This window comes from Enterobacter sp. Y17, assembly GCF_019730495.1.
GTDB lineage: Bacteria > Pseudomonadota > Gammaproteobacteria > Enterobacterales > Enterobacteriaceae > Enterobacter > Enterobacter asburiae_B.
On record NZ_JAASKP010000001.1, the window covers coordinates 1,907,183 to 1,927,966 of the forward strand.

The following is a 20,784-nucleotide window of genomic DNA, read 5'->3' on the forward strand; positions in this document are numbered from 1 at the left end:
TGCTTCATTTACCTGATTAATTGTTCCGCTTTTGGCAAAATTTGTGCGCCGGATCGCGCGGTGAGATCATAATTGTAAATATCTGTACGATACTGGGTACGCCCGTCCTCACCCACAAATGCCGTCAGATAGTAAAGATTGACCGGAATATTGTGGCGAATATTCACGTAACGCGTATCCCCCTGCTTCAGGGCATCCGAGATACGCGTATCGTTCCAGCCCGCATCCTGCAACAGCATATTGGCCAGCTCTGAAGCTTTGTTCACGCGCACACAGCCAGAACTCAGCGCGCGCGTATCTTTCTGGAACAGATTGTGGTTCGGCGTATCGTGCAGATAGATCGCTTCTGAACTCGGCATGTTGAATTTGTAGCGCCCTAAAGAGTTATGCGCTCCGGGAGCCTGCTGGAAGCGGAACGGCAGATTCGACGCTGTGATGGTCGACCAGTCGACCATATAAGGATCGATGGCCTCTTTACTGTTCCATCCACGCATCACCGTGTAGCCATGACGCTCCAGATAACCCGGATCGTTCCAGACTTTCGGCAGAATGTCTTTACGCGCCAGCGTCGGCGGTACGTTCCACGGCGGGTTAACCACCACGTTATTCAGCGCGCTGCTCATCATCGGTGTTTTACGATCCGGACGCCCGACAATCACGCGCGACGCCAGCACTTCGCTGCCGTTCTGGTAATAGACCAGGGAATACGCCGGGATGTTAACCATAATTCCGGTAGAGAGCGTTCCCGGCAGCAAGCGCAAACGCTGGATATTGAGCGCCAGCACCCCTGCCCGCTGCGCAGGCGATACGTTCAGCCAGTCGCGCGTCGTCTGGCCAATGACGCCATCGGCCCCCAGCCCCTGAGCGGCCTGGAACTGTTTAACGGCCGCAACCAGCTCGCGATCGTAAGCCGCGGGTTTGTTGCTCAGGGCAACGGCTTTCTTCTCTTTAACTGGCGCTGACGGGCTGACGGCGACGTTCTGTGGATCGTCACCCGGGAGAACAATCTTTGGCCCGCCGTCAAGAAGACCGGAACGCGTCAGGATCTCGCGCAGGGCGGGCACATCGCTGCTCCACTGCCCCGGACGCAGCGTCGCGGTGCCGCGCATCTGCGGCCATGGACGCGTGTCCCCAACCAGCGCGAGAAGCGACTGGTGCAGAGTGGCATAGTGTGGATGCGCCGGTGCCAGGCTGGCAATAAAGCGCGGCAGTTCGCCGTTATCCAGCGCTAGCTGCCACTGGTTAATCACCGACAGCGCCGGCGTCGCCAGCTTGTACGGCTTATCGCTGTACAGCCAGCGGTTGCCGTTGACCGGGATACCCGCCACGAACTGCAGGTAGCCCATCATGGCATCGGAAAGCACCACATCACGCGCCTGCCCGGTGACGGCAGGATCGGTTAACAGCTCAACCCACTTTGTAAACTGCGGCTGAAACCCTGCAATCGCAACCTCTGCCAGCTGCTGCTGGAAGGCGCGCACGGCATCGCGATTTTCCCACATCGGTTTCATATCGCGGGCAGCATAGAGGAGCGTGAGCTGGTTGATATAGACAGGCGTGTAGCCTGACGGCAGCTCCGACTGCAGCTGCTGACTGAGCGATTCCGCGTCGATGCCTTCCGGCAGCGGTTTAATACCGGCCATGATAGCCGTCGCCGGAGACTGCTCCAGCGGCTGGGACAACGACGTTGGCTGAGCGCCTGTCGTTGCCGAGCTGTCAGTCGGCACAATTTCAGGCTCGTCGGCCTGGGCGGTTAACAGCGGAGCAAACATCACTGCCAGGCATAAACTCAGCGCAGACAGCTGACGACCACATTCTTTCTTTAGCAACATCCCTTGCCCCCTGTTTTCACGACATGCCCATCACGCTGGGGCTTTCTTTCATTATAGGTAGACGGCTAAGCTGTTGCCTTACCTTATGTAAAGAAGTTTAAAGATAACGCAGCCCCAAGCACAAGTTAAGTTTAAAAAAAAAGCGGCGCCAGTGCGCCGCTTCGGGTCAGAAGACGCTTCAGGAAGCGTCCGCCGTGGTTTCCGTCAACGACTCCGGCGGCTGCGGCGCAAAGCCACGCAGCCCCACAACGTGAACGTGTTCGCTGTTCTGGAACACCTTACGCACCAGTTTGTAGGTGGTGCCCTTCTCGGGGCTGATGTTCTCCGGCGCCGCGATAATGAGCTGCATATCGAGACGTTCGCAAAGCTCGAACAGCGTGGCAATCGAGCGGGCATCAAGACGCGCCGCCTCATCCAGGAACAGCAGTCGGCATGGCGAGATATCTTTGCCGCGCAGGCGGCGCGCTTCATCTTCCCAGCTCTGTACGACCATCACCAGAATTGACATCCCGGTACCGATCGCTTCACCGGTAGAGAGCGCCCCGGATTCCGCACGCAGCCAGCCGTCTGAGCCACGGTTTACCTCAACTTCCATTTCCAGGTAGTTACGGTAGTCCAGCAGCTCTTCACCGATGGTTTGTGGAGTACGCTGGCCCATATCAATCTGCGGGTTCAGGCGCTGATACAGCTTCGCCAGCGCTTCGGAGAAGGTCAGACGGTTGCTGTTGAACAGATCCTGATGCTGCTCGTGCTGCTCTGAGAGCACTTCCAGCAGCGTCGCGTGGGCTTCACGCACGTTGACGTTGAGGCGCACGCTGTTCACCTGGCCAAACGACACGCTCTGCAGACCCTGGTTCAGCTGGCGGATACGGTTCTGCTCGCGCTGAATGGTTTTACGAATAATGTTCGCCACGCTGCGGGAGCTGATCGCCAGCTTCTGCTCGCGGGAGGTCAGTTCTTCCGTCAGACGGCCCAGCTCGATTTCCATCTGTTCGATGGCTTCGACCGGATCGTCGGTACGGATGATGTCCTGACGAATACGCTCGCGCAGGTGCTGGTAAACTGCCACGAAGAACTGGATTTTACGTTCCGGACGTTTCGGATCCTCCGACATGCGCAGCACGTCGCGCAGGTGTTCGTTATCCGCCACCGCCAGACGCAGCGCACCCAGCGCCTTATCCGACATGGAGCGCAGCTCATCGGCAGAGAGATACGCCAGCTCGCGGCGGTGCAGACGACGCTCAACGTTATTGTCTTTCACCATGCGCATCACCGCGCACCAGCCCGCCTTGGCGGTCACGACCTGCTCGCGCATTTCGTGATAGTCGCGTTCCAGCTTGCGCAGGCGACGGGTCAGGTTATCCATTTCGGCTTCGCAGAAGGTCAGCGCTTTTTCCAGCTGATTACGACGCGCGCGGTTATTGCTGAGCTGCGAATGCAGCTCGTCACGACGAATACGCGCGCGCTCTTCTGCCCCGCTGTCGGCACGCACGCCGATGTCCTGAAGCTCTTTCTGCAGATCGTTTAACAGCTCTTTCTTGGTGTCGAAGGAGCTTTTCAGCGAGGCTAGCACCTGGTTGTACTGGTTCAGCTGAGCGGAATGGCTGCGCATTGCTTCGCGGGCGCGAGTACGTTCCGCCTCCGCCTGCTCAAGCCGCTGACGCAGTTTTTCGTTCAGATCGCTGTTACCGCTCAGCATTTCAGCCGAATCGGAGTAGCCAAAGTGGGCCCGACGCTGCACCACTTCCGTCAGGGCAAACGCCTGCTGACGCGCTTCGCGCTGCACCTGCTGCGACCAGGCATAATCTTCTTTTAACTGCTCGAACTGTTCCGGGTCGCTCTGCAGGACAGACACGACGGGCTCCAGCTTCGCCAGCTGATTGCCGTGCTGCTGAACGAAACGCGCGGCTTCCTGCGCTTCATCCAGACGCTCCTGGATCTCATCCACACGGTCAGCCAGCGTGTCATCCGCCAGCAGATTCAGGCGCGGCAGAATGCGGTTAAGGGCAGCGACGCCCTCTTTCGCCTGTTCAAACTGAACGCGACTCTGCTGGTTATCGCTTTCATGGCTGGCAATCGCACGTTCCAGCTCGCCACGGCGGGTATTGAGCTTGCGGATTTCGGCTTCCGGATCCGCGTCAAACGCTACGGCGAGATGGCTGCCGATAAAGCGGCTGAACGACTGGTGCAAACGCTGGGTTTTCTGCACGTCAAACGACAGGGTCGCAAAACGTTCAGACAGCGTTTCACGCTCGGCGTGCAGGCTCTCGATGCGGCTTTCGCGCGCGGCGCGGCCAAACAGCGGCAGCTCCGGGAAGCGGGAATAACGCCACTGACGGTCGGCAATTTTCACCACCACCGCTTTTTCCAGCTCGTCGACGCTGAATACGCTGTCATCGAACGACTGCGGATCCCCTTCGATCAGATAGAGATCTTCCGGGCAATCTTCCAGGCCGGCAAGCTGCTCAGAAATCAGCGACAGATCCGGGACCACAATCGCGTTGCGGGATGGACCGTACAGCGCGGAGAAGTACGGCGCATCGTCCAGGCCAACGTCGTCATAAATCTCGGACAGCAGCACGCCGCCAAAACGCTCCGCTAGCGCATTCAGGCGTGGATCTTCTGACCCGCCCGGCTGGCTTAAGCGCTCAATTTCTTCATCGACGTCGCGCTTGCGGGCGCCCACTTCATCACGCTCAACGATGGCTTCGCGCTCGCGCTCCAGCAGCTGCTGCAGGTATTCGGTCATTTCCTGACTGGATTCGAACTGCTCGCCGCACTGCTCGCTGAGCTGGTTCAGGCTGCTTTGAGCCGCCAGCCAGACCGGTGCACGCTCCAGGAGCGTCTTCGAACGGGACTGAATCTGCTCCAGCTCCTGACGCAGGGTCATACGCTGTTCGCTGGCGTTTGATACGGTATCGGACAGGGCCGCAATACGCGCTTCCAGCTCCTGATGCAGGGCCTCAAGCTCGTCGAAATCGTAATTTTTTCCCTGACGCTTACAGAATTCCGCCAGCAGACGCTCGGCTTCCTGCTGCTCGCGCAGGCGCTGCTCCAGCTCGTTCAGACGCATACGCAGCGGCTGAACCTGCTCGGCCAGATGGCGCTGGTTCACACCGTCGCGCAGCAGTTCACGGGCAACGTCCCAGGCTTCGTTACGCGCCAGCGGGCCGTTAATCGCGACTACCAGCTGATAAGCCTGCTCAAACTGGCTGTGCGCCGTTTGCGCGACGCTCATTTTCTGTTCGAGGGAGAGCAGTTTCTCGGTGGCTTCCTGCTCTTTGGCCTGGAAGGTATCCAGCCATTCGTCGGCGCTGTCCGGCGTAAGGTCAGGCAGATGGCACAGCTCTTTCGCACGCTGTAATGCCTGCAGTGCCTGGGTGTACTGAATCGCTCGCGTTTGCTGCACGTCCAGCGCCTGCTGGTAATCGGCAAGCTGGCTTTTCAGCTCATCCACTTCCAGCTCGGCCGCTTCGGCGCGGGCTTCGTTCTCTTCCTGCATGTCGGCGGCTTCAGCCACCACTTCATTTTGCTCTTCGAGACGAATCTGCAGCTCATCGAGGTCCGCTTCATAGCGCTCGATTTTTTCCTGCTGACGCAGCGCGGTCTGCACCAGGTTCAGATGATCGCTGGCGGCCTGATAGTCGGCTTCCAGGTCGCCTTCAGCACCGTTGTGCTCGCCCAGCTCGCGCGCCATTTCAACGTGCTTGTACTGCTCGGCCACAAGCTGTTTACGGGAGGTAAACAGCTCGCGGCGGTATTCTAATGCCTGATCGAGATGCACCCGGCGCTCGTTGGCGTGGCGCATGTAGTCTGCCGCCACGTAGTTGGTGGCTTCGCTGATCAGGTGTTTAAACAGGTCGCGGTCAGACTGGGTAACGCGAATCGCTTCCAGCGTCATGCGGTTTTCGCGCAGCGCCGCTTCCATATCCTGGAAGGCCTTACGCACGCCGCTGTTTTCCGGCAGCAGGTAGTCGCGCAGGGAGCGGGTAATCGCGCTGGAGATACCGCCGTACAGAGACGCTTCGATCAGGCGGTAGTATTTGCTACGGTCTGATGCCGTGCGCAGACGACGCGCCACCACGCCCAGATCGAACATCAGCGAGTGGTAGTCGGTAATCGAGTTGAACTGCTTGAACTGCACGCCTTCGATGGCCTCAAGCTTGTCCTTCAGCTCCTGCAGCGTCAGCACGCGCGCCTGGCGTTCGTTCAGGGTTTCCGTCAGCAGCGCCGTCGGCTGCACGGAGGTTGGCAGCCCCTGGATTGCAAACGGTTTGATATCCACTTTACGGTCGCGACCGGCGACCTGCTGCAGGCGCACGCCCACCACAACGCGCTGATGACGGGAGTTAATGACGTCCAGAACCGAATAACAGACGCCAGCCTTCAGCTTACCGTGCAGACCTTTATCACGGGAGCCGCTTGTGGCTCCCGCTTCGGTGGTGTTACGGAAGTGAAGCAGCGTCAGGTCAGGGATCAGCGCCGTAACAAAGGCTGCCATGGTGGTGGATTTACCCGCACCGTTACCGCCGGAGAGCGTCGTGACCAGCTCATCCAGATCGAACGTTCGGGCAAAGAAGCCGTTCCAGTTAATCAGCGTCAGTGAGCGAAATTTACCGCGTTCAATCATTACTCTTCCTCCCCGCTATCCGGCAGATTCTCTTCATGCTCGTCATTGAGCTGCAAATGGTTTTCCACCGGCATCGCTTCACCGTCGCGGATCATGCGAAGCTGCGCTTCACGCGCGTCATCGCCCGCACGCACGTCGGCGCCGAAGCGGAAGACAGATTCCGTAATGCGGAATTTGCTGCTGTCATGGCCCATAAACCAGACCATCCCCAGACGACGCAGACGGTTCAGGGAAGAGCGAACCTTTTCCTGTAATTTCTGACGGTCAAGGTCCGACCCCGTGGAGCGGTTGTTCACCAGCTTGAGCAGCTTGCTCTCATCAGCCAGCGTCAACAGCTCGTCGTAAAGTTCCTGCTGGGTGAAGATCCCTTCATTCGCCAGACGTTCCGGGCTGAGGTAGAGGTAGCAGAGAATTTTGCCGACCATCATATCCAGCTCGGAAAGCACGGAACGCGGGATCAGCGTCGTGGAGCGCGGACGCAGGTAGAAAAACCCTTCCGGCGCGCGGATAAGTTCCACGTTATAGCGTGCGTAAAACTCTTCCAGGTACTCCTGGAAGTCCATCAAAAAGGCGTGATTATCCAGCTCGTCTAATCCAATGTGACGACCGGCACGCAGCTGGCTGTCCAGCGCCGGAAATAACGGATTCGCCAGCGCCTGTGCCAGCTTAACTGGCATCACTTGTTCAATATTTGTCAATGACATGCGCCTGTACCTTGGCTCCGTAATCGTTGATTGGCTGCCACTTCGGCGGCAGTCCGGTGAAATCTGCTTGCGCAACGCCCAGGCGCACCGCCTGGTCTACCACAATGCGGGCAATGTCGAAGTGGCGCGCGCGTGGATATTGCGCCAGATAGTCGCGCACCACGAGCCCAAGATCCAGCGGCACTTGTCTGGTTTTGTAGACTGCGAGCTGTTCTTCGATCATCGCCGCAAGCTGCTCGCGAATTTCGTTAAATTCTTCGTATTCCAGATCCGGCGGCAGTTCACCGGTTACCTCTTCATCGCGCAGCGCCATCTCTTCGTCGCGCATATCCAGCAAACGATCGGCATTGGCGTAGGTCAGCGCCCACGGCGCATCGAAATAGGTCTGCACCGACTGACGCAGACGCTGAGCAAAGACGCGGTTTTTATCCATATCAATCGCGGTACGGATAAATTTATGCACGTGTCGGTCGTAGCCGATCCACAGGTCGATCGACTGCTGGCCCCAGCTGATAATGCGATCGAGTTTGCTCTGCAGATCGAACACCAGGCGGTCGACAAAATGCAGATCGTCGTGTGCCAGCGTCGCATCCTGGATACGCAGCAGGTTAGCCTGCAGCTTGTCTCCTGCGGCTTCCAGCGTATCCTGGAGCTCACGCAGCGTGCCGGAGGTTTCTGACAGCAGAAGTTCACAGCTGGAGATGGCCGCTCGCCAGTCTTTATTCAGCAGCTGGGCGATATCGTCTTTCACCTGCTGCTGCTGTTCGTCCATCAGGCGCTGGGTGAGATCGATACTGTCGAAAATCTCGGCCACCGAATATTTCAGCGGCGCGTAGACGTTACGGTGCCAGTGGAATTCGTCACCGTTTTCATCCGCCGCGTCGGCGGCGCGCTTAAGCTCACCCGCCACGATCGAGAGCTGCATGGAAAGACGCAGCGTAGAAAATTCACGCTGGCGAATATAGTAATCGGTGATGCCGATGCCCAGCGGCGTCAGGCGATAGATGGCGTTTCCTTCCGCCTGCTCGCTGGTAAAGCGGTTCAGCAGACGTTGACGCACCATATCGTTGATTGCGTTGTTGGCACGCACGCTAATGGTTTCGCTGGTTTGCTCAAACGCATCACTGACATGGCGGAACGCATCCACCAGTTCACCCTCGCTCATTTCACCGTCCAGCCGTTCGCCGTTCAGCGTGGCAACCGCCAGCAGGAAAGAGAGTCTGTCTACCGGCAGCGAGATGGAGAAATCGTTTTTCCTGGCCCAGGCAACCAGTTCGGGGACTGTCTGGGAAAATTCACTCATAGGTTATCCTTGCATCTGCGGCTTGTGCGCGGTGACGTGAATATAGCGGCCAAGGCTGATAAAAGGCTCCTGACGGCAATACCGCGTTTCTAATTCTGTTAAGGTGTCAAAACAGTCACGCTGTTTGTGTTTTTCACGCAGATAATCATGAAACACCCTGACGCCCGTCTTCCCGACTATCTGCCAGCCAATCGCTTCCAGCCAGCCATAAACCTGCTGTGGATCGCGCGGATAGTCCGGGGAAAGCGTGCGCTTTTTCTTTTTGGGCATCCCGACTTGCACATAGTCGAAGTTTCCTGCAACCATGTTGTGCATCAGGAAGCCGTTAGCATTGTAGAACATCAGCGACAGCGTGCCGCCCGGGCGCAACATCGACCACAGGGTTTGTAACACGCTTTGCGGATCGGCAACCCACTCCAGCACCGCATGAAACAATATCAGATCAACCTGGGTTTCCAAATGCTGTGCGATGTCCTGAGCGGCGCATTGTATAAAATGCATGTTGTCGCTCACACCTTTCTCTTCTGCAGCACGCGTCGCGCGGGCGACCATTTCAGCAGAAAGATCGCAAAGCGTGACGTGATGACCGCGCTCGGCCATTTTTATCGCCGTCTGCCCTTCACCGCCACCGGCGTCCAGCACGCGCAACGTTTGCCCACCAAAGGTGGCCAGAATGGTGTCCAGATCCTGCCAGAGGATCGTCTGACGGAGCTGACCTTTCGTGGTGCCATAAATGTTGCGCGAAAACTTTTCCGCGATGTCATCAAAATTGCGATCCCGCATTGGGAGAGTTCCACTCGCTAACTGCAAAACCGCTATTTTGTCACACCCGCGCGGAGAATGAACCTCTCTGGTGTAATATCACGGGTAATCACCTGCTATATGGTCAAAAAAGGAACCAAAAAGGATGCTTTTTACCCTTAAGAAATACATTGGAGGGATGATGCTTCCCCTTCCGCTGCTGCTCATCATCATCGCGCTGGGGCTGGCGCTGGTGTGGTTCAGTCGCTTTCAGAAGAGTGGCAAAACGCTTATCACGCTCGGCTGGTTTGTCCTGCTGTTGTTGAGCCTGCAGCCGGTCGCGGATGGCTTGTTACGCCCCATCGAAAACACGTACCCAACATGGCAGGGAAATCAGAAAGTGGCGTACATCGTGGTGCTGGGCGGCGGATATACCTGGGATCCTGACTGGGCCCCCAGTTCAAACCTGATCAACAACAGCCTGCCACGGCTAAACGAAGGCATTCGCCTCTGGCTGGCGAACCCGGGTTCAAAAATGATCTTCACCGGCGCGGCGGCCAAAACGAACCCGGTGAGTACGGCTGAAGCGGGCGCCAGGGTCGCAGAATCACTCGGCGTGCCGCGTTCCTCGATTATCACCCTGGACAGTCCAAAAGACACCGAAGAAGAGGCTGCCGCAGTGAAGCAGGCAATTGGCGATGTCCCGTTCTTACTGGTGACCTCCGCCTCACACCTGCCCCGCGCGATGATTTTCTTCCAGAAGCAAGGCCTGCACCCGCTTCCCGCACCGGCAAACCAGATGGCCATCGACGCGCCGCTCAACCCGTGGGAACGGGCGATCCCATCCCCGGCCTGGCTGATGCATAGCGATCGCGTCGGTTATGAGATGCTCGGACGCCTCTGGCAGTGGCTGAGAGGGTCGTCAGGCGAGCCAGGGCAAGAGTGATTTTGTTGCCAGATCGAAATTTGCGCGATTAAAACGTCCGGTGTTGACCAACTGCGCGACTTCGTCCCAGAGCAGGTAAAGCCAGCGCCGCCAGAGAAACGCTTCTGCAACGGGCGCGCGTTGAAGGTAGTGCCACAGTAAACCTTCCGCCGCCCCGCTGTCGCTGAGCCTGAACAGTTCGTATTCGCGCGGAGCCCAGAGCATGATCCCCGGCCCAAGCATCGCCAGAAGCTGATCGCTGCGGGAGTCCTTAAGCATGCTGCGCAGGGTGAAATTACCGTGAATCAGCACGCAGTTGTCATTAAAACCGTCGAATAGCGCCGGTAAGCACTCGCGGGTGCGAAACAGAATACGTTTGTCCTGCATGGTTAAACCGGTATTGCTGAACTGGTTAAGCGTTCCCCACAGCACTTCCACCCGCTGGCGATACCACAGCGGCCACAGGTTTTCCTGAGTGCTGTCGACCGGACCGACAAGCCCGCGGCTATCCTGACGGTGCCAGGCCAGCAGCGCCTCGACAATCTGGTCTTTTAACTGCTCCCAGCGTTCCGGCGTGCGCGCGGGCGCTTCAACGGGCACGCCGCGTAAACGCTCAATCAGCAGCACGTCCGGGCCGGGGTGTTCCTCGTGGGTCATCACGCCGTACACCGTCGGCATACGGACGGTTCCCTCCCGTGCCAGCATCGACATTTTCCATGCCAGCTGCCTGGCAACGCCCGGCGAGGTGAAACTTCTGGCCATCAGCGGCATTGGGTTGCCCTGACTGTCATACAACGACCAAAGCGCGGTATCGGCCTTTTCACTCACGCATTCGACCCGGCTTAATTTCTCACCCAGCAGATGGCTAAGTTCGGCACGCAGCTGTTCCATATGAGATTACCCCCATTAAGACTACTGCTTTTATAATGAGCGTCCTGAAGGGAGATGTCACCCGGAAGAGAACAATTAGGAAAAAGAAAGGGGAATTAGCGAGGGAGAGAGCATCCCTCCGACAGGAGGGATGCAGGCTGGATTAGCGCAACTCGGCGCGAACGCGCTCAAGATCTTCCGGCGTATCAACGCCCGTTCCAGGCACTTCGCTGGCAACGGCAACGTGAATTTTTTCGCCGTACCAGAGCACGCGAAGCTGCTCCAGCATTTCGATATGCTCCAGCGGACTCGGCGCCCAGGTAACATATCGACGAATAAAACCGGCGCGATAGCCGTAGATCCCGATATGACGCAGGAAAGTATCACCGATTGTCTCTTTAGAGAGCGCAAAGCGATCGCGATCCCACGGGATCGTGGCGCGTGAGAAATAGAGCGCATAGCCTTCGGCATCCATGACCACCTTCACCGCATTGGGATTGAATGCCTCTTCAGCGTGGTGAATGGGCACCGCGAGCGTCGCCATACCGACCTGACGCTGAGCCAGGTTTTCTGCCACCTGACGGATAATCACCGCCGGGATCATCGGCTCGTCACCCTGAACGTTAACGATGACCGTATCATCACTGAAGCCACATTTCTCAACCACTTCCGCCAGACGCTCGGTGCCGGACTGGTGATCGGCGCGGGTCATGCACACCTCACCGCCAGCCGCCTCAACCGCACGGGCGACGTCAGGATGATCGGTAGCAACAATCACGCGATCGGCACCGGATTCACGCGCACGCTCAAGGACATGCACAATCATCGGCTTGCCGTTGATATCCACCAGCGGTTTACCCGGAAGACGCGTTGAGGCATAACGCGCAGGAATAATGACAACAAAACTCATGGTTTGCTCTCTTCTGCCACCAGGGAACGAGCTTCATTTTCCAGCAGCACCGGAATGCCGTCACGCAGCGGGAAAGCCAGGCTGTCCAGCTTGCAAATCAGCTCCTGTTTGTCCTGGCTGTAGTAGAGTTTGCCGTTGCAAACCGGGCAGGCAATAATTTCAAGTAAACGGTGATCCATAGTTCCTCCGTATGGGTAATCGCTAAAGCTTAACACATTCCCTTTTCAGGGAGTGCCTGTTTCCCAGCCACTTCGACAGGATGTAAACAGTCCGTCGGGCACCCGGCCCAGCGTCACGTCGCGGGCACCCTGCCAGCGCGCGAATTCGCTAATGGCGAACGTTAACCCTTTTTCCAGGCTCGCCGTCACCCTGACACCCTCTTCCAGATAAAGCGCAATGATTTCAAGCGTGCCGGTCTTGCGGTGCATTTTGGCGTCCATACGCCCGACCAGTTGCCCCTTATGCAGCAGCGGGAGAACAAAGTAACCATACTGGCGCTTTGGCGCTGGGGTATAACATTCCAGCCGGTAGCTAAAATCGAACAGCTGCTCGGCACGTTTTCTGTCCCAGACGACCGGGTCGAAAGGCGACAACACCGCACTGTGGGTTGCCTGAAGTTTCCCCTCCTGGGCCAGAGGCAGTAGCGGGAGGAGATCCGCATGCAGCCACATTTCGCCCAGCGTTTCCACCGTGACGGGGATGATGCGCTGTTCGCGTTGCCAGATATCCAGCAGCGGTTTCAGCGCGGGCTGGCGAAGGCGATAATAATCAGCCAGCCATTGCGGGCGGAAAATTCCCAGGCTGCGGGCGCTGTTTTCGAGCATGATAGCCTCGGCCGCCTCCTGGGTAAGCAGGTCACGCTCGTCGTCCCAGTGCGGCATCACGCGATGCGTCAGGTCGTAGACGCGCTGAAAATTACGCCGCTCAATCACCATGACTTTGCCAGAGGTAAACAGCCCTTCGAGATGACGTTTATGCGGCTTCCACTCCCACCAGCCGCTGGTGCCTTTGCGCGGGTGTTCAAAATCGGCGGAGCGTACGGGACCGTTTTCCTGAATATGCGCGATAAGCTGCTCAATTTCGGCAGCATGTTCCAGCATCCACGCCTGACGGTATTTCCAGCCCATCTTTTGAGGGGCAAGCATACGGTGGCGAACCAGGGCAAAATCGCTGCGGGGCAGGAAGCAGGCTTCGTGCGCCCAGTACTCCATTAACTCCCCCTTGCTGAGCGCCTCATCCAGCCACTGCGAAGGATAATTCCCCAGGCGGCTAAACAGCACCAGGTAAGGGCTACGGGCCACGATGTTAATGGTGTCGATTTGAAGCAGCGACATGCGCTGGACGGTAGAGAGAATATCGGCAGGCTGCGCGCGGCGGCGGGGCTTTCTAAGCAGCCCCTGCGCGGCAAGGTGTAAATGACGTGCGGCTGAAAGCGAGAGTTGCGGTAAAGACATGCGTTATCCTGTCAGTCAAAGCGCCACCAGAACCGCGTAAGCGTTTATTTCACCAACGCAATCAGTTCCTTGAGCAAACGTTCCGGCTGCTCGCCGCTGAGTTCAGCGTCAACCGGCAGATACCACCAGTTTTCTTTCGCGAAGGCACGGCATTTCACCGCATCTTTTTCGGTCATAATCAGCGACTGCCCGGGTACGGTCAGGGCGTCGACCTGCCCTTCCACCAGCGCCTGGTGGTCGGCCAGCGGAACGCGTTTTTCCAGCCGGGCACCACAGTGTTCCAGCGTCGCGAAGAAGCGCGGCGGATGGCCAATCCCCGCCATCGCCACCGGTGAAGGCAGCTCAGCAACTGACCGGCGCTCACCCGTCACCAGGTTGATCGCCAGGCCTGGCTGCAGGTACATCGGGATTTCACCCGCTTTTGCCTCACCACCGTTCACAATCACCGCATCAACGGACTTAAGGCGCGAAGCGCGTTCGCGCATGGGCCCGGCCGGCAGCCACCAGCCGTTACCGAAGCGGCGAACCCCGTCGATGACCACAATCTCTTTATCACGCGCCAGGGCGTAATGCTGCAGGCCATCGTCAGTGATAATGATTTGTACCGCGTGTTCGGCAAGCAGTGCCTGAACGGCGTTGCTGCGCACCGGGGAGACCGCAACCGGCGCGCCGGTACGCTGGAAAATCAATACCGGCTCATCACCCGCTTCGGCAGTCGTGGTTTCCGCCGTCAGCAGCAGCGGATAACGCGCCGCTTTACCGCCATATCCGCGCGATACCACCCCCGGGCGGATACCGCGTTTTTGCAATTGCTCCACCAGCCAGATCACCACCGGCGTTTTACCGTTGCCGCCCGCCGTAAGATTACCGACCACCACCACCGGAACCGGCGCGCGCCAGGCACGCTTCAGCCCGAGACGGTAAAGCAGACGAATTGTGCCGCTCACCAGGCCGTATAGCCAGGAGAGCGGCAAAAGCAGCAGCCACAGCGGAGATTCACCGGACCAGATGCGTGCAATCATTCGCCAAACTGCATCTTATGAAGCTGGGCGTAAACGCCGCGGTGTTCCAGCAAATCAGCATGGCTTCCGCGTTCAACAATGATACCGTCCTCAACCACGACGATTTCGTCAGCCTGCTCGATAGTCGACAGACGGTGCGCAATCACCAGCGAGGTACGGTTCTTTTGCAGCTCATCCAGCGCAGACTGAATAGCGCGTTCAGATTCCGTATCCAGCGCGGAGGTCGCTTCGTCCAGAATCAGGATCGGGCTGTCGCGCAGCAGCGCACGCGCAATGGCGATACGCTGACGCTGACCGCCGGAGAGCAGTACCCCGTTCTCACCGATTATCGTATCCAGGCCGTTATCCATCTTGTTGATAAAGTCCATTGCGTAGGCCATACGCGCGGCGTTCTCAATCTGCTCACGGCTGTATTCATCCGTGCGCGCATACGCAATGTTGTTAGCCACAGTATCGTTGAACAGGTGCACGTTCTGGGAAACCAGCGCCACCTGGTTACGCAGCGACTGCAGGGTATACTCCCGCAGATCATGACCGTCCAGGAGGATCTCACCTTCGTTAATATCGTAGAAACGGGTGATCAGGCTGGCAATGGTCGATTTACCCGAGCCGGAACGGCCTACCAGCGCCACGGTTTTACCCGCCGGAATGGACAGGTTGATATTACGCAGCGCCGGCGTTTCACGTCCAGGATAGGCGAAAGTGACATTGCGGAATTCAACGTCACCACGGGCGCGCTCAATCTCGCGAGTACCTTCATCTTTTTCCTGTTCGGAATCCAGAATACTGAACAGCGTCTGACAGGCGGCCATCCCGCGCTGGAACTGGGCGTTCACGTTCGTCAGGGATTTCAGCGGACGCATCAGGGCGATCATAGAGGAGAAGACCACGGTGATAGTACCCGCCGTCAGCGTCTCCATGACGCTCGGGAAGCTTGCGGCATACAGGACGAATGCCAGCGCCAGGGAGGCAATCAGCTGAATAATCGGGTCAGAGATGGAAGAGGCCGAGACCATTTTCATCCCCTGCAGACGCATTTTATTGCTGACTTTATCGAAGCGTTTGGTTTCGACGTCCTGACCGCCAAAAATCAGAACTTCTTTATGCCCTTTCAGCATCTGTTCCGCGCTGGTCGTCACCTGCCCCATCGTGTTCTGCATATTCTTACTGATATTGCGGAAGCGCTTTGAGACGACGCGGATAGCAATAGAAACTATCGGCGCCAGAACGATAAGGATGATCGACAGCTGCCAGCTGTAATAGAACATCATCGCGAACAGGCCGATGATTGACGCGCCCTCACGCACAACGGTGATCAGCGCGCTCGAGGACGAGGAGGCAACCTGCTCTGAGTCGTAGGTAATACGGGACAGCAGCGTCCCGGTAGACTGCTTGTCAAAGAACGAAACCGGCATGCCCATCATGTGGCTGAACAGGCGACGGCGCATGGTCATCACCACTTTCCCTGATACCCAGGAAATACAGTAGCTGGAGATATAGCTGGTGATGCCGCGTAAGATCATCAGTCCGATAACCACCAGAGGCATCCATAGCAACACTGAGCGATCCGTTTTACCAAAACCGTCGTCCAGTAACGGTTTGAGAAGCGATAGCATAAAAGTATCGCTGGCTGCGTTGAGGATTAACGCTACTCCCGCCACGATCAGGCCTGTTTTAAAGGGCGCAATCATCGGCCAGAGTCGGCGGAAGGTTTGCCACGTGGAGAGATCTTTGTCGTTATGCATTCAAAAAACCAGCATTCGTTGAAATAGCCGCATATTCTACCCGTTATCGACGGGCTCGCCAAACCACTGATGATACCAAACGGGTAAAAATTGCTCTCGCAAGCGCCGGATTTGCCAGTGATGTTGCGAGAATGTCACCGATATTTGTCCAGAATGAGGGGTATCGTGCCAGATGTACCCCTCTTTTCGGTAGCGTCGGACAACTTTTGCCGACGGGAATCGCCATGCGTTATAGCGGGCCGCTGAATCCAGGGCGATCTGACCTTCCACCCGCTGTACCAGCGGCAATGACGACGAAGTATTGCTGCCATGATGGGGCACCTGTATAAGCGTAGACGTCAGATAACGCCAGTAATGGCTAAGCATAGCCTGTTCCGCTTGCGCTTCAATGTCCCCCGTTAGCAGAACGCTCTGCTCACCGTCGTCCACCTTTACCACGCAGGAATGGTTGTTTCCCTGCGCCGGGTAATTTTCGGGGGGCCAGTGGACGGTGAAGGAGAGTCCCTGCCATTTCCATCTCTGCCCGCGAAAACAGGGGCGATGCCCCGCCTGGCGCAATGGGCTTCTTACCCACGCGTCAGGCCACGCTTTTTGCAACGATGCGAGTCCTCCCGCATGGTCGAGGTGCTCATGACTGAGAATAACGCCTTCAGGCCGCAGGTGATGCCAGCGAAGCCACGGGATAATCAACCGCTGCGCGCTATCCCCGCCCGGCCAGGCGAGTCCGGTATCATAGAGAATGGCTTTCCCCTGCCGTTCAATGACCATCGCCAGCCCCTGACCCACATCCAGCATATGCAGCGTCCAGCTCTCGCTTTTTTCCGTTCGCCACAGAGGAAATGTCAGTAAGGCACTTCCTGCAAGACAAACGGCTGGAAGGGTTTTCCAGGCACGAAAGCGCCAGCCAATGATGATAAGCCAGGGCAGTAATGTCATGTACTGCCAGCGTTGGTCGACATTTTGCCAGCCGTCAGGCAGGCGCATGAGGAGCCAGAACAGCCCCGCAAGTGATTTATCGGCTGCGAACCAGACAACGCTTTCAAGTGCCGCCAACGGCAACAGATGAAGCAGCATACCGAGCAGAATCAGCGGCACGGAGACAAACGTCACCAGGGGAACGGCAAAGAGATTCGCGACCAGAGAAGAAATGCTGAAGCCGTGGAAAATCAGAACCTGTAACGGCATCATCAGCATCAGCATGCCCACCTGCAGATAGATCAGGTTCAGCAGCGGCCGTAGATGTCGTGCCCTGCGCCAGCCAGGAAGAGGCAGCCACTGAAACCAGAAAATCAGCGCGGCGACGGCAAATGCAGATAAGAGCAGACTCTGCGAGAGTATGGCTAAGGGATCGCTTATCAGGATCGCCGCGATACAGCAGACCCACACCTGCCAGGGAGACCACTGACGGGCAGCGATCCGCAACATTGCAAGCACAGCAAGCGCGATGACCGTTCGTAGCGCAGGCGGTTGAAGACCGGTAAGCCAGGCGTAGAAAGCGGCAAAGCATAACCCGGCCAGAAGAGGCATTTGCCAGTGGATACGGTGGCTGGGTAATAAAAACTGTAGCCCACGTGCGAGTAACCAGGCGAGGGATGCCGCCAGCGCGATATGCAGTCCCGAAATCGCCATCAGATGCAGCGTCCCGGTTTCGCGCATCAGGTCTTGTATTTCCCGGGGCATATCCAGACGTTCACCCATTCCCAGTCCGAGGATAACCGCCCCCCATCGGTAAGCAGAAAGGCGGTTTTGCAGTGAGATGAGATATTGCGCTCGCAGGCTGCAGCGTCCATCGACGAGTTCCGCACGGGTGAAGCGCCCGCTCAGCGTTTGATGGCGGGCAAAAGCGCTGCGCTGGGAATCATAACCGCCGTCGTTCAGTTCGCCGTGGGCAGGCCTGAGCCTGAGCGTCATGGTCCAGCGCTGACCGGCACACGCTTTCTGTGGCAGATAATTGCCATACAGCGTTATGCCGGTAGAGGCCCACCAGCGCTTGCCATCAACGCTAAGAATGTTTCCCTGATGCTGCGTTGCGCCATCTGTGGCGGTGATCGCTACCTCAGCCTGCACGGCCCCCGTGGTTAAATGCTGCATCGGCCAGACGCTCTCCTTCGCAGCCAGAATACCCCACACGCAAAATAACAGCGTGATACCCGCATACTTCAGTCGTACGTTTCGCCGTGCGGCCAGCACGATCCCGCCAACAATCATTATCCACACGGTATGACGTGATGGCAGTTCAGGTAACCAGAGTAACGGGGCTATTGCCAGAATGACGCAGATGCTAAGCGCGGGAATTCCCATTGCTACCTCCCTGTTTCAGAGGGGCAGTATCTAATCAGGCAGAGCGAATTGTCAGATGGGAAAAGTACGTTTTACAGCGCGAGCTGTGCTGTTTTTATCGGTTTGCAGAAAACGAAACGGAAAAATGCGGGGCACCTTCAGAAGGAAAGCGACAGAGACAAAAAAAGCACCCGCAGGTGCTTTCTTTCGAACCCAGTTTAACCGTCTGGCTAAACTCAGTTGCCGTAAATATTGGCGCGATCGCGCAGTTCTTTACCCGGCTTAAAGTGTGGAACGTACTTGCCTTCCAGCTCGACTTTATCGCCAGTTTTCGGGTTACGCCCGGTACGTGGAGCACGATAGTGCAGAGAAAAACTACCGAAACCGCGGATTTCAATGCGCTCGCCCTGGGCAAGAGTGGAGGCCATATGCTCCAGCATCTCTTTTACGGCATCTTCCACTGCCTTGGCAGGGATATGCGGTTGCTGACTGGCAAGTCTTTCAATCAATTCTGACTTGGTCATGATTCCTCCGGTTCCTTTCAAACCAATTAGCTGAACAGCTCATTAAACAAGGGCGGCCGTAGCCGCCCTTTGTTATTGATTACAGGACGAATCCTGCAATCTGTCAAGTTTGCTCCTCATCCTTCACGCTGTAAATGCGTTACAGCGCAAATGATGCTGAGAACCTGACATTACTCGCCTTTAGCTGCTTTGAAAGCTTCAGCCATTGCGTTGTTAGAGAAGTTTGCATCTTCCTGTTTGTTAACAGTTGCGATTGCATCTTTCTCATCAGCTTCGTCTTTAGCACGAACAGACAGGCTGATTGCACGGTTCTTACGGTCAACACCGGTGAACTTAGCTTCAACGTCGTCGCCTACGTTCAGAACCAGAGTGGCATCTTCAACGCGGTCACGTGAAGCTTCAGAAGCGCGCAGGTAACCTTCAACGCCGTCAGCCAGTTCTACGGTTGCGCCTTTAGCGTCAACTGCAGTCACTTTACCGTTTACGATTGCGCCTTTCTTGTTCAGTGCAACCCAGTTGTTGAACGGATCTTCTGCGAGTTGTTTAACGCCCAGGGAGATACGCTCACGCTCTGCGTCAACCTGCAGAACAACTGCAGCGATTTCGTCGCCTTTTTTGTATTCACGAACTGCTTCTTCGCCTGCAACGTTCCAGGAGATGTCAGACAGGTGAACCAGGCCATCGATGCCGCCGTCCAGGCCGATGAAGATACCGAAGTCAGTGATAGACTTGATTTTACCTTCAACACGGTCACCCTTGTTGTGGGTTTCCGCGAACTGCTGCCATGGGTTGTTTTTGCACTGTTTCAGGCCCAGGGAGATACGACGACGTTCTTCGTCGATATCCAGAACCATCACTTCCACTACATCACCAACGTTAACAACTTTGGATGGGTGGATGTTTTTGTTGGTCCAGTCCATTTCGGAAACGTGCACCAGACCTTCAACGCCTTCTTCGATTTCAACGAAGCAGCCGTAGTCAGTCAGGTTGGTTACGCGACCAGTCAGTTTAGTACCTTCTGGGTAACGCTTAGCGATAGCTACCCATGGATCTTCGCCCAGCTGTTTCAGGCCGAGGGATACACGAGTACGCTCGCGGTCGAACTTCAGCACTTTAACAGTGATTTCGTCGCCCACGTTCACGATTTCGCTTGGGTGCTTAACGCGTTTCCACGCCATGTCGGTGATGTGCAGCAGGCCATCAACGCCGCCCAGGTCAACGAATGCGCCGTAGTCAGTGAGGTTCTTAACGATACCTTTGACTTCCATGCCTTCCTGCAGGTTTTCCAGCAGCTGATCGCGTTCTGCGCTGTTTTCGGATTCGATAACGGCACGACGGGAAACAACAACGTTGTTACGCTTCTGGTCCAGCTTGATTACTTTGAATTCAAGCTCTTTGCCTTCCAGGTGCAGAGTGTCACGAACTGGACGAACGTCTACCAGAGAACCTGGCAGGAACGCACGAATACCATTCAGCTCAACAGTGAAGCCACCTTTAACTTTGCCGTTGATAACACCGACCACAGTTTCAGCTTCTTCGTAAGCTTTTTCCAGCGTGATCCATGCTTCGTGACGTTTAGCTTTCTCACGAGAAAGCAGGGTTTCACCGAAGCCGTCTTCTACTGCGTCCAGAGCAACGTCAACTTCGTCACCTACCTGGATTTCCAGCTCGCCCTGGGCGTTTTTGAACTGCTCTGCCGGAATGGCGGACTCAGATTTCAGACCGGCGTCAACCAGTACTACGTCTTTGTCGATAGCAACAACAACACCGCGAACGATGGAACCCGGGCGGGTTTCGATTGTTTTTAAGGATTCTTCAAACAGTTGAGCAAAAGATTCAGTCAT

At 56.8% G+C, this 20,784-nt stretch carries 15 protein-coding genes; 1 reads left to right on the top strand and 14 read right to left on the bottom strand.

The features are described 5' to 3' along the window. Nucleotides 1-8: 8 nt before the first annotated feature. The 5 genes from ldtD to cmoM form a co-directional block, all read right to left on the bottom strand. Nucleotides 9-1,832, bottom strand: coding sequence for a L,D-transpeptidase (gene ldtD, locus HCH49_RS09000; protein ID WP_058840885.1), 1,824 nt, complete (start codon nucleotides 1,830-1,832; stop codon nucleotides 9-11). A 178-nt stretch (nucleotides 1,833-2,010) separates the two neighbouring features. Then, a complete protein-coding gene (gene mukB, locus HCH49_RS09005; protein ID WP_221702539.1) occupies nucleotides 2,011-6,462 on the bottom strand; it encodes a chromosome partition protein MukB in 4,452 nt (1,483 codons plus the stop codon). Then, nucleotides 6,462-7,166, bottom strand: coding sequence for a chromosome partition protein MukE (gene mukE / locus HCH49_RS09010; RefSeq protein ID WP_008499954.1), 705 nt, complete (start codon nucleotides 7,164-7,166; stop codon nucleotides 6,462-6,464). The genes mukB and mukE overlap by 1 nt, the downstream gene beginning before the upstream one ends. Beyond that, nucleotides 7,147-8,469: a chromosome partition protein MukF gene (gene mukF / locus HCH49_RS09015; RefSeq protein ID WP_033145101.1), complete on the bottom strand. Its 1,323-nt coding sequence runs from the start codon at nucleotides 8,467-8,469 to the stop codon at nucleotides 7,147-7,149. The genes mukE and mukF overlap by 20 nt, the downstream gene beginning before the upstream one ends. Nucleotides 8,470-8,472: 3 nt before the next feature. Further along, on the bottom strand, nucleotides 8,473-9,252 hold the full coding sequence (gene cmoM, locus HCH49_RS09020; RefSeq protein WP_023311004.1) for a tRNA uridine 5-oxyacetic acid(34) methyltransferase CmoM: 780 nt from the start codon (nucleotides 9,250-9,252) through the stop codon (nucleotides 8,473-8,475). 124 nt (nucleotides 9,253-9,376) lie between these two features. On the opposite strand from cmoM, the gene elyC reads away from it, so the two are divergent. After that, on the top strand, nucleotides 9,377-10,156 hold the full coding sequence (elyC, locus tag HCH49_RS09025) for an envelope biogenesis factor ElyC (protein ID WP_221702540.1): 780 nt from the start codon (nucleotides 9,377-9,379) through the stop codon (nucleotides 10,154-10,156). On the opposite strand, the gene HCH49_RS09030 is transcribed toward elyC, so the two are convergent. The 9 genes from HCH49_RS09030 to rpsA all read right to left on the bottom strand — a co-directional run bounded on the left by HCH49_RS09030 (nucleotide 10,133) and on the right by rpsA (nucleotide 20,784). Next, nucleotides 10,133-11,026, bottom strand: coding sequence for a YcbJ family phosphotransferase (locus HCH49_RS09030; RefSeq protein ID WP_047651301.1), 894 nt, complete (start codon nucleotides 11,024-11,026; stop codon nucleotides 10,133-10,135). The genes elyC and HCH49_RS09030 overlap by 24 nt on opposite strands. Nucleotides 11,027-11,168: 142 nt before the next feature. Next, entirely contained in the window at nucleotides 11,169-11,915 is a 747-nt protein-coding gene (gene kdsB / locus HCH49_RS09035) for a 3-deoxy-manno-octulosonate cytidylyltransferase (RefSeq protein WP_023311001.1), read from the bottom strand. Next, nucleotides 11,912-12,094 (bottom strand): protein YcaR, encoded by a 183-nt coding sequence (ycaR, locus tag HCH49_RS09040; protein WP_006174474.1) that lies wholly within the window; start codon nucleotides 12,092-12,094, stop codon nucleotides 11,912-11,914. Before ycaR ends, kdsB begins: the two co-directional genes overlap by 4 nt. 45 nt (nucleotides 12,095-12,139) lie before the next feature. Beyond that, on the bottom strand, nucleotides 12,140-13,369 hold the full coding sequence (locus HCH49_RS09045; RefSeq protein WP_221702541.1) for a winged helix-turn-helix domain-containing protein: 1,230 nt from the start codon (nucleotides 13,367-13,369) through the stop codon (nucleotides 12,140-12,142). Nucleotides 13,370-13,413: 44 nt separating this feature from the next. Beyond that, entirely contained in the window at nucleotides 13,414-14,391 is a 978-nt protein-coding gene (gene lpxK, locus HCH49_RS09050) for a tetraacyldisaccharide 4'-kinase (protein WP_221702542.1), read from the bottom strand. Continuing rightward, the gene (msbA, locus tag HCH49_RS09055) at nucleotides 14,388-16,136 is read right to left on the bottom strand and encodes a lipid A ABC transporter ATP-binding protein/permease MsbA (RefSeq protein ID WP_033145094.1); all 1,749 of its coding nucleotides are present in this window, start codon (nucleotides 16,134-16,136) and stop codon (nucleotides 14,388-14,390) included. The genes lpxK and msbA overlap by 4 nt, the downstream gene beginning before the upstream one ends. Nucleotides 16,137-16,172: 36 nt before the next feature. Further along, the gene (locus HCH49_RS09060; RefSeq protein WP_221702543.1) at nucleotides 16,173-18,437 is read right to left on the bottom strand and encodes a ComEC family protein; all 2,265 of its coding nucleotides are present in this window, start codon (nucleotides 18,435-18,437) and stop codon (nucleotides 16,173-16,175) included. A gap of 215 nt (nucleotides 18,438-18,652) precedes the next feature. Then, nucleotides 18,653-18,940: an integration host factor subunit beta gene (ihfB, locus tag HCH49_RS09065; protein ID WP_008499965.1), complete on the bottom strand. Its 288-nt coding sequence runs from the start codon at nucleotides 18,938-18,940 to the stop codon at nucleotides 18,653-18,655. A gap of 170 nt (nucleotides 18,941-19,110) precedes the next feature. Continuing rightward, complete coding sequence (rpsA, locus tag HCH49_RS09070) at nucleotides 19,111-20,784, bottom strand: 30S ribosomal protein S1 (RefSeq protein WP_014169387.1); 1,674 nt, start codon at nucleotides 20,782-20,784, stop codon at nucleotides 19,111-19,113.

Excerpts from the sequence above, each read along its gene's own strand:
- ldtD (WP_058840885.1), bottom strand. The coding sequence starts at position 1,832 with ATGTTGCTAAAGAAAGAATGTGGTCGTCAGCTGTCTGCGCTGAGTTTA.
- mukB (WP_221702539.1), bottom strand. The coding sequence starts at position 6,462 with ATGATTGAACGCGGTAAATTTCGCTCACTGACGCTGATTAACTGGAAC.
- mukE (WP_008499954.1), bottom strand. The coding sequence starts at position 7,166 with ATGTCATTGACAAATATTGAACAAGTGATGCCAGTTAAGCTGGCACAG.
- mukF (WP_033145101.1), bottom strand. The coding sequence starts at position 8,469 with ATGAGTGAATTTTCCCAGACAGTCCCCGAACTGGTTGCCTGGGCCAGG.
- cmoM (WP_023311004.1), bottom strand. The coding sequence starts at position 9,252 with ATGCGGGATCGCAATTTTGATGACATCGCGGAAAAGTTTTCGCGCAAC.
- elyC (WP_221702540.1), top strand. The coding sequence starts at position 9,377 with ATGCTTTTTACCCTTAAGAAATACATTGGAGGGATGATGCTTCCCCTT.
- HCH49_RS09030 (WP_047651301.1), bottom strand. The coding sequence starts at position 11,026 with ATGGAACAGCTGCGTGCCGAACTTAGCCATCTGCTGGGTGAGAAATTA.
- kdsB (WP_023311001.1), bottom strand. The coding sequence starts at position 11,915 with ATGAGTTTTGTTGTCATTATTCCTGCGCGTTATGCCTCAACGCGTCTT.
- ycaR (WP_006174474.1), bottom strand. The coding sequence starts at position 12,094 with ATGGATCACCGTTTACTTGAAATTATTGCCTGCCCGGTTTGCAACGGC.
- HCH49_RS09045 (WP_221702541.1), bottom strand. The coding sequence starts at position 13,369 with ATGTCTTTACCGCAACTCTCGCTTTCAGCCGCACGTCATTTACACCTT.
- lpxK (WP_221702542.1), bottom strand. The coding sequence starts at position 14,391 with ATGATTGCACGCATCTGGTCCGGTGAATCTCCGCTGTGGCTGCTGCTT.
- msbA (WP_033145094.1), bottom strand. The coding sequence starts at position 16,136 with ATGCATAACGACAAAGATCTCTCCACGTGGCAAACCTTCCGCCGACTC.
- HCH49_RS09060 (WP_221702543.1), bottom strand. The coding sequence starts at position 18,437 with ATGGGAATTCCCGCGCTTAGCATCTGCGTCATTCTGGCAATAGCCCCG.
- ihfB (WP_008499965.1), bottom strand. The coding sequence starts at position 18,940 with ATGACCAAGTCAGAATTGATTGAAAGACTTGCCAGTCAGCAACCGCAT.
- rpsA (WP_014169387.1), bottom strand. The coding sequence starts at position 20,784 with ATGACTGAATCTTTTGCTCAACTGTTTGAAGAATCCTTAAAAACAATC.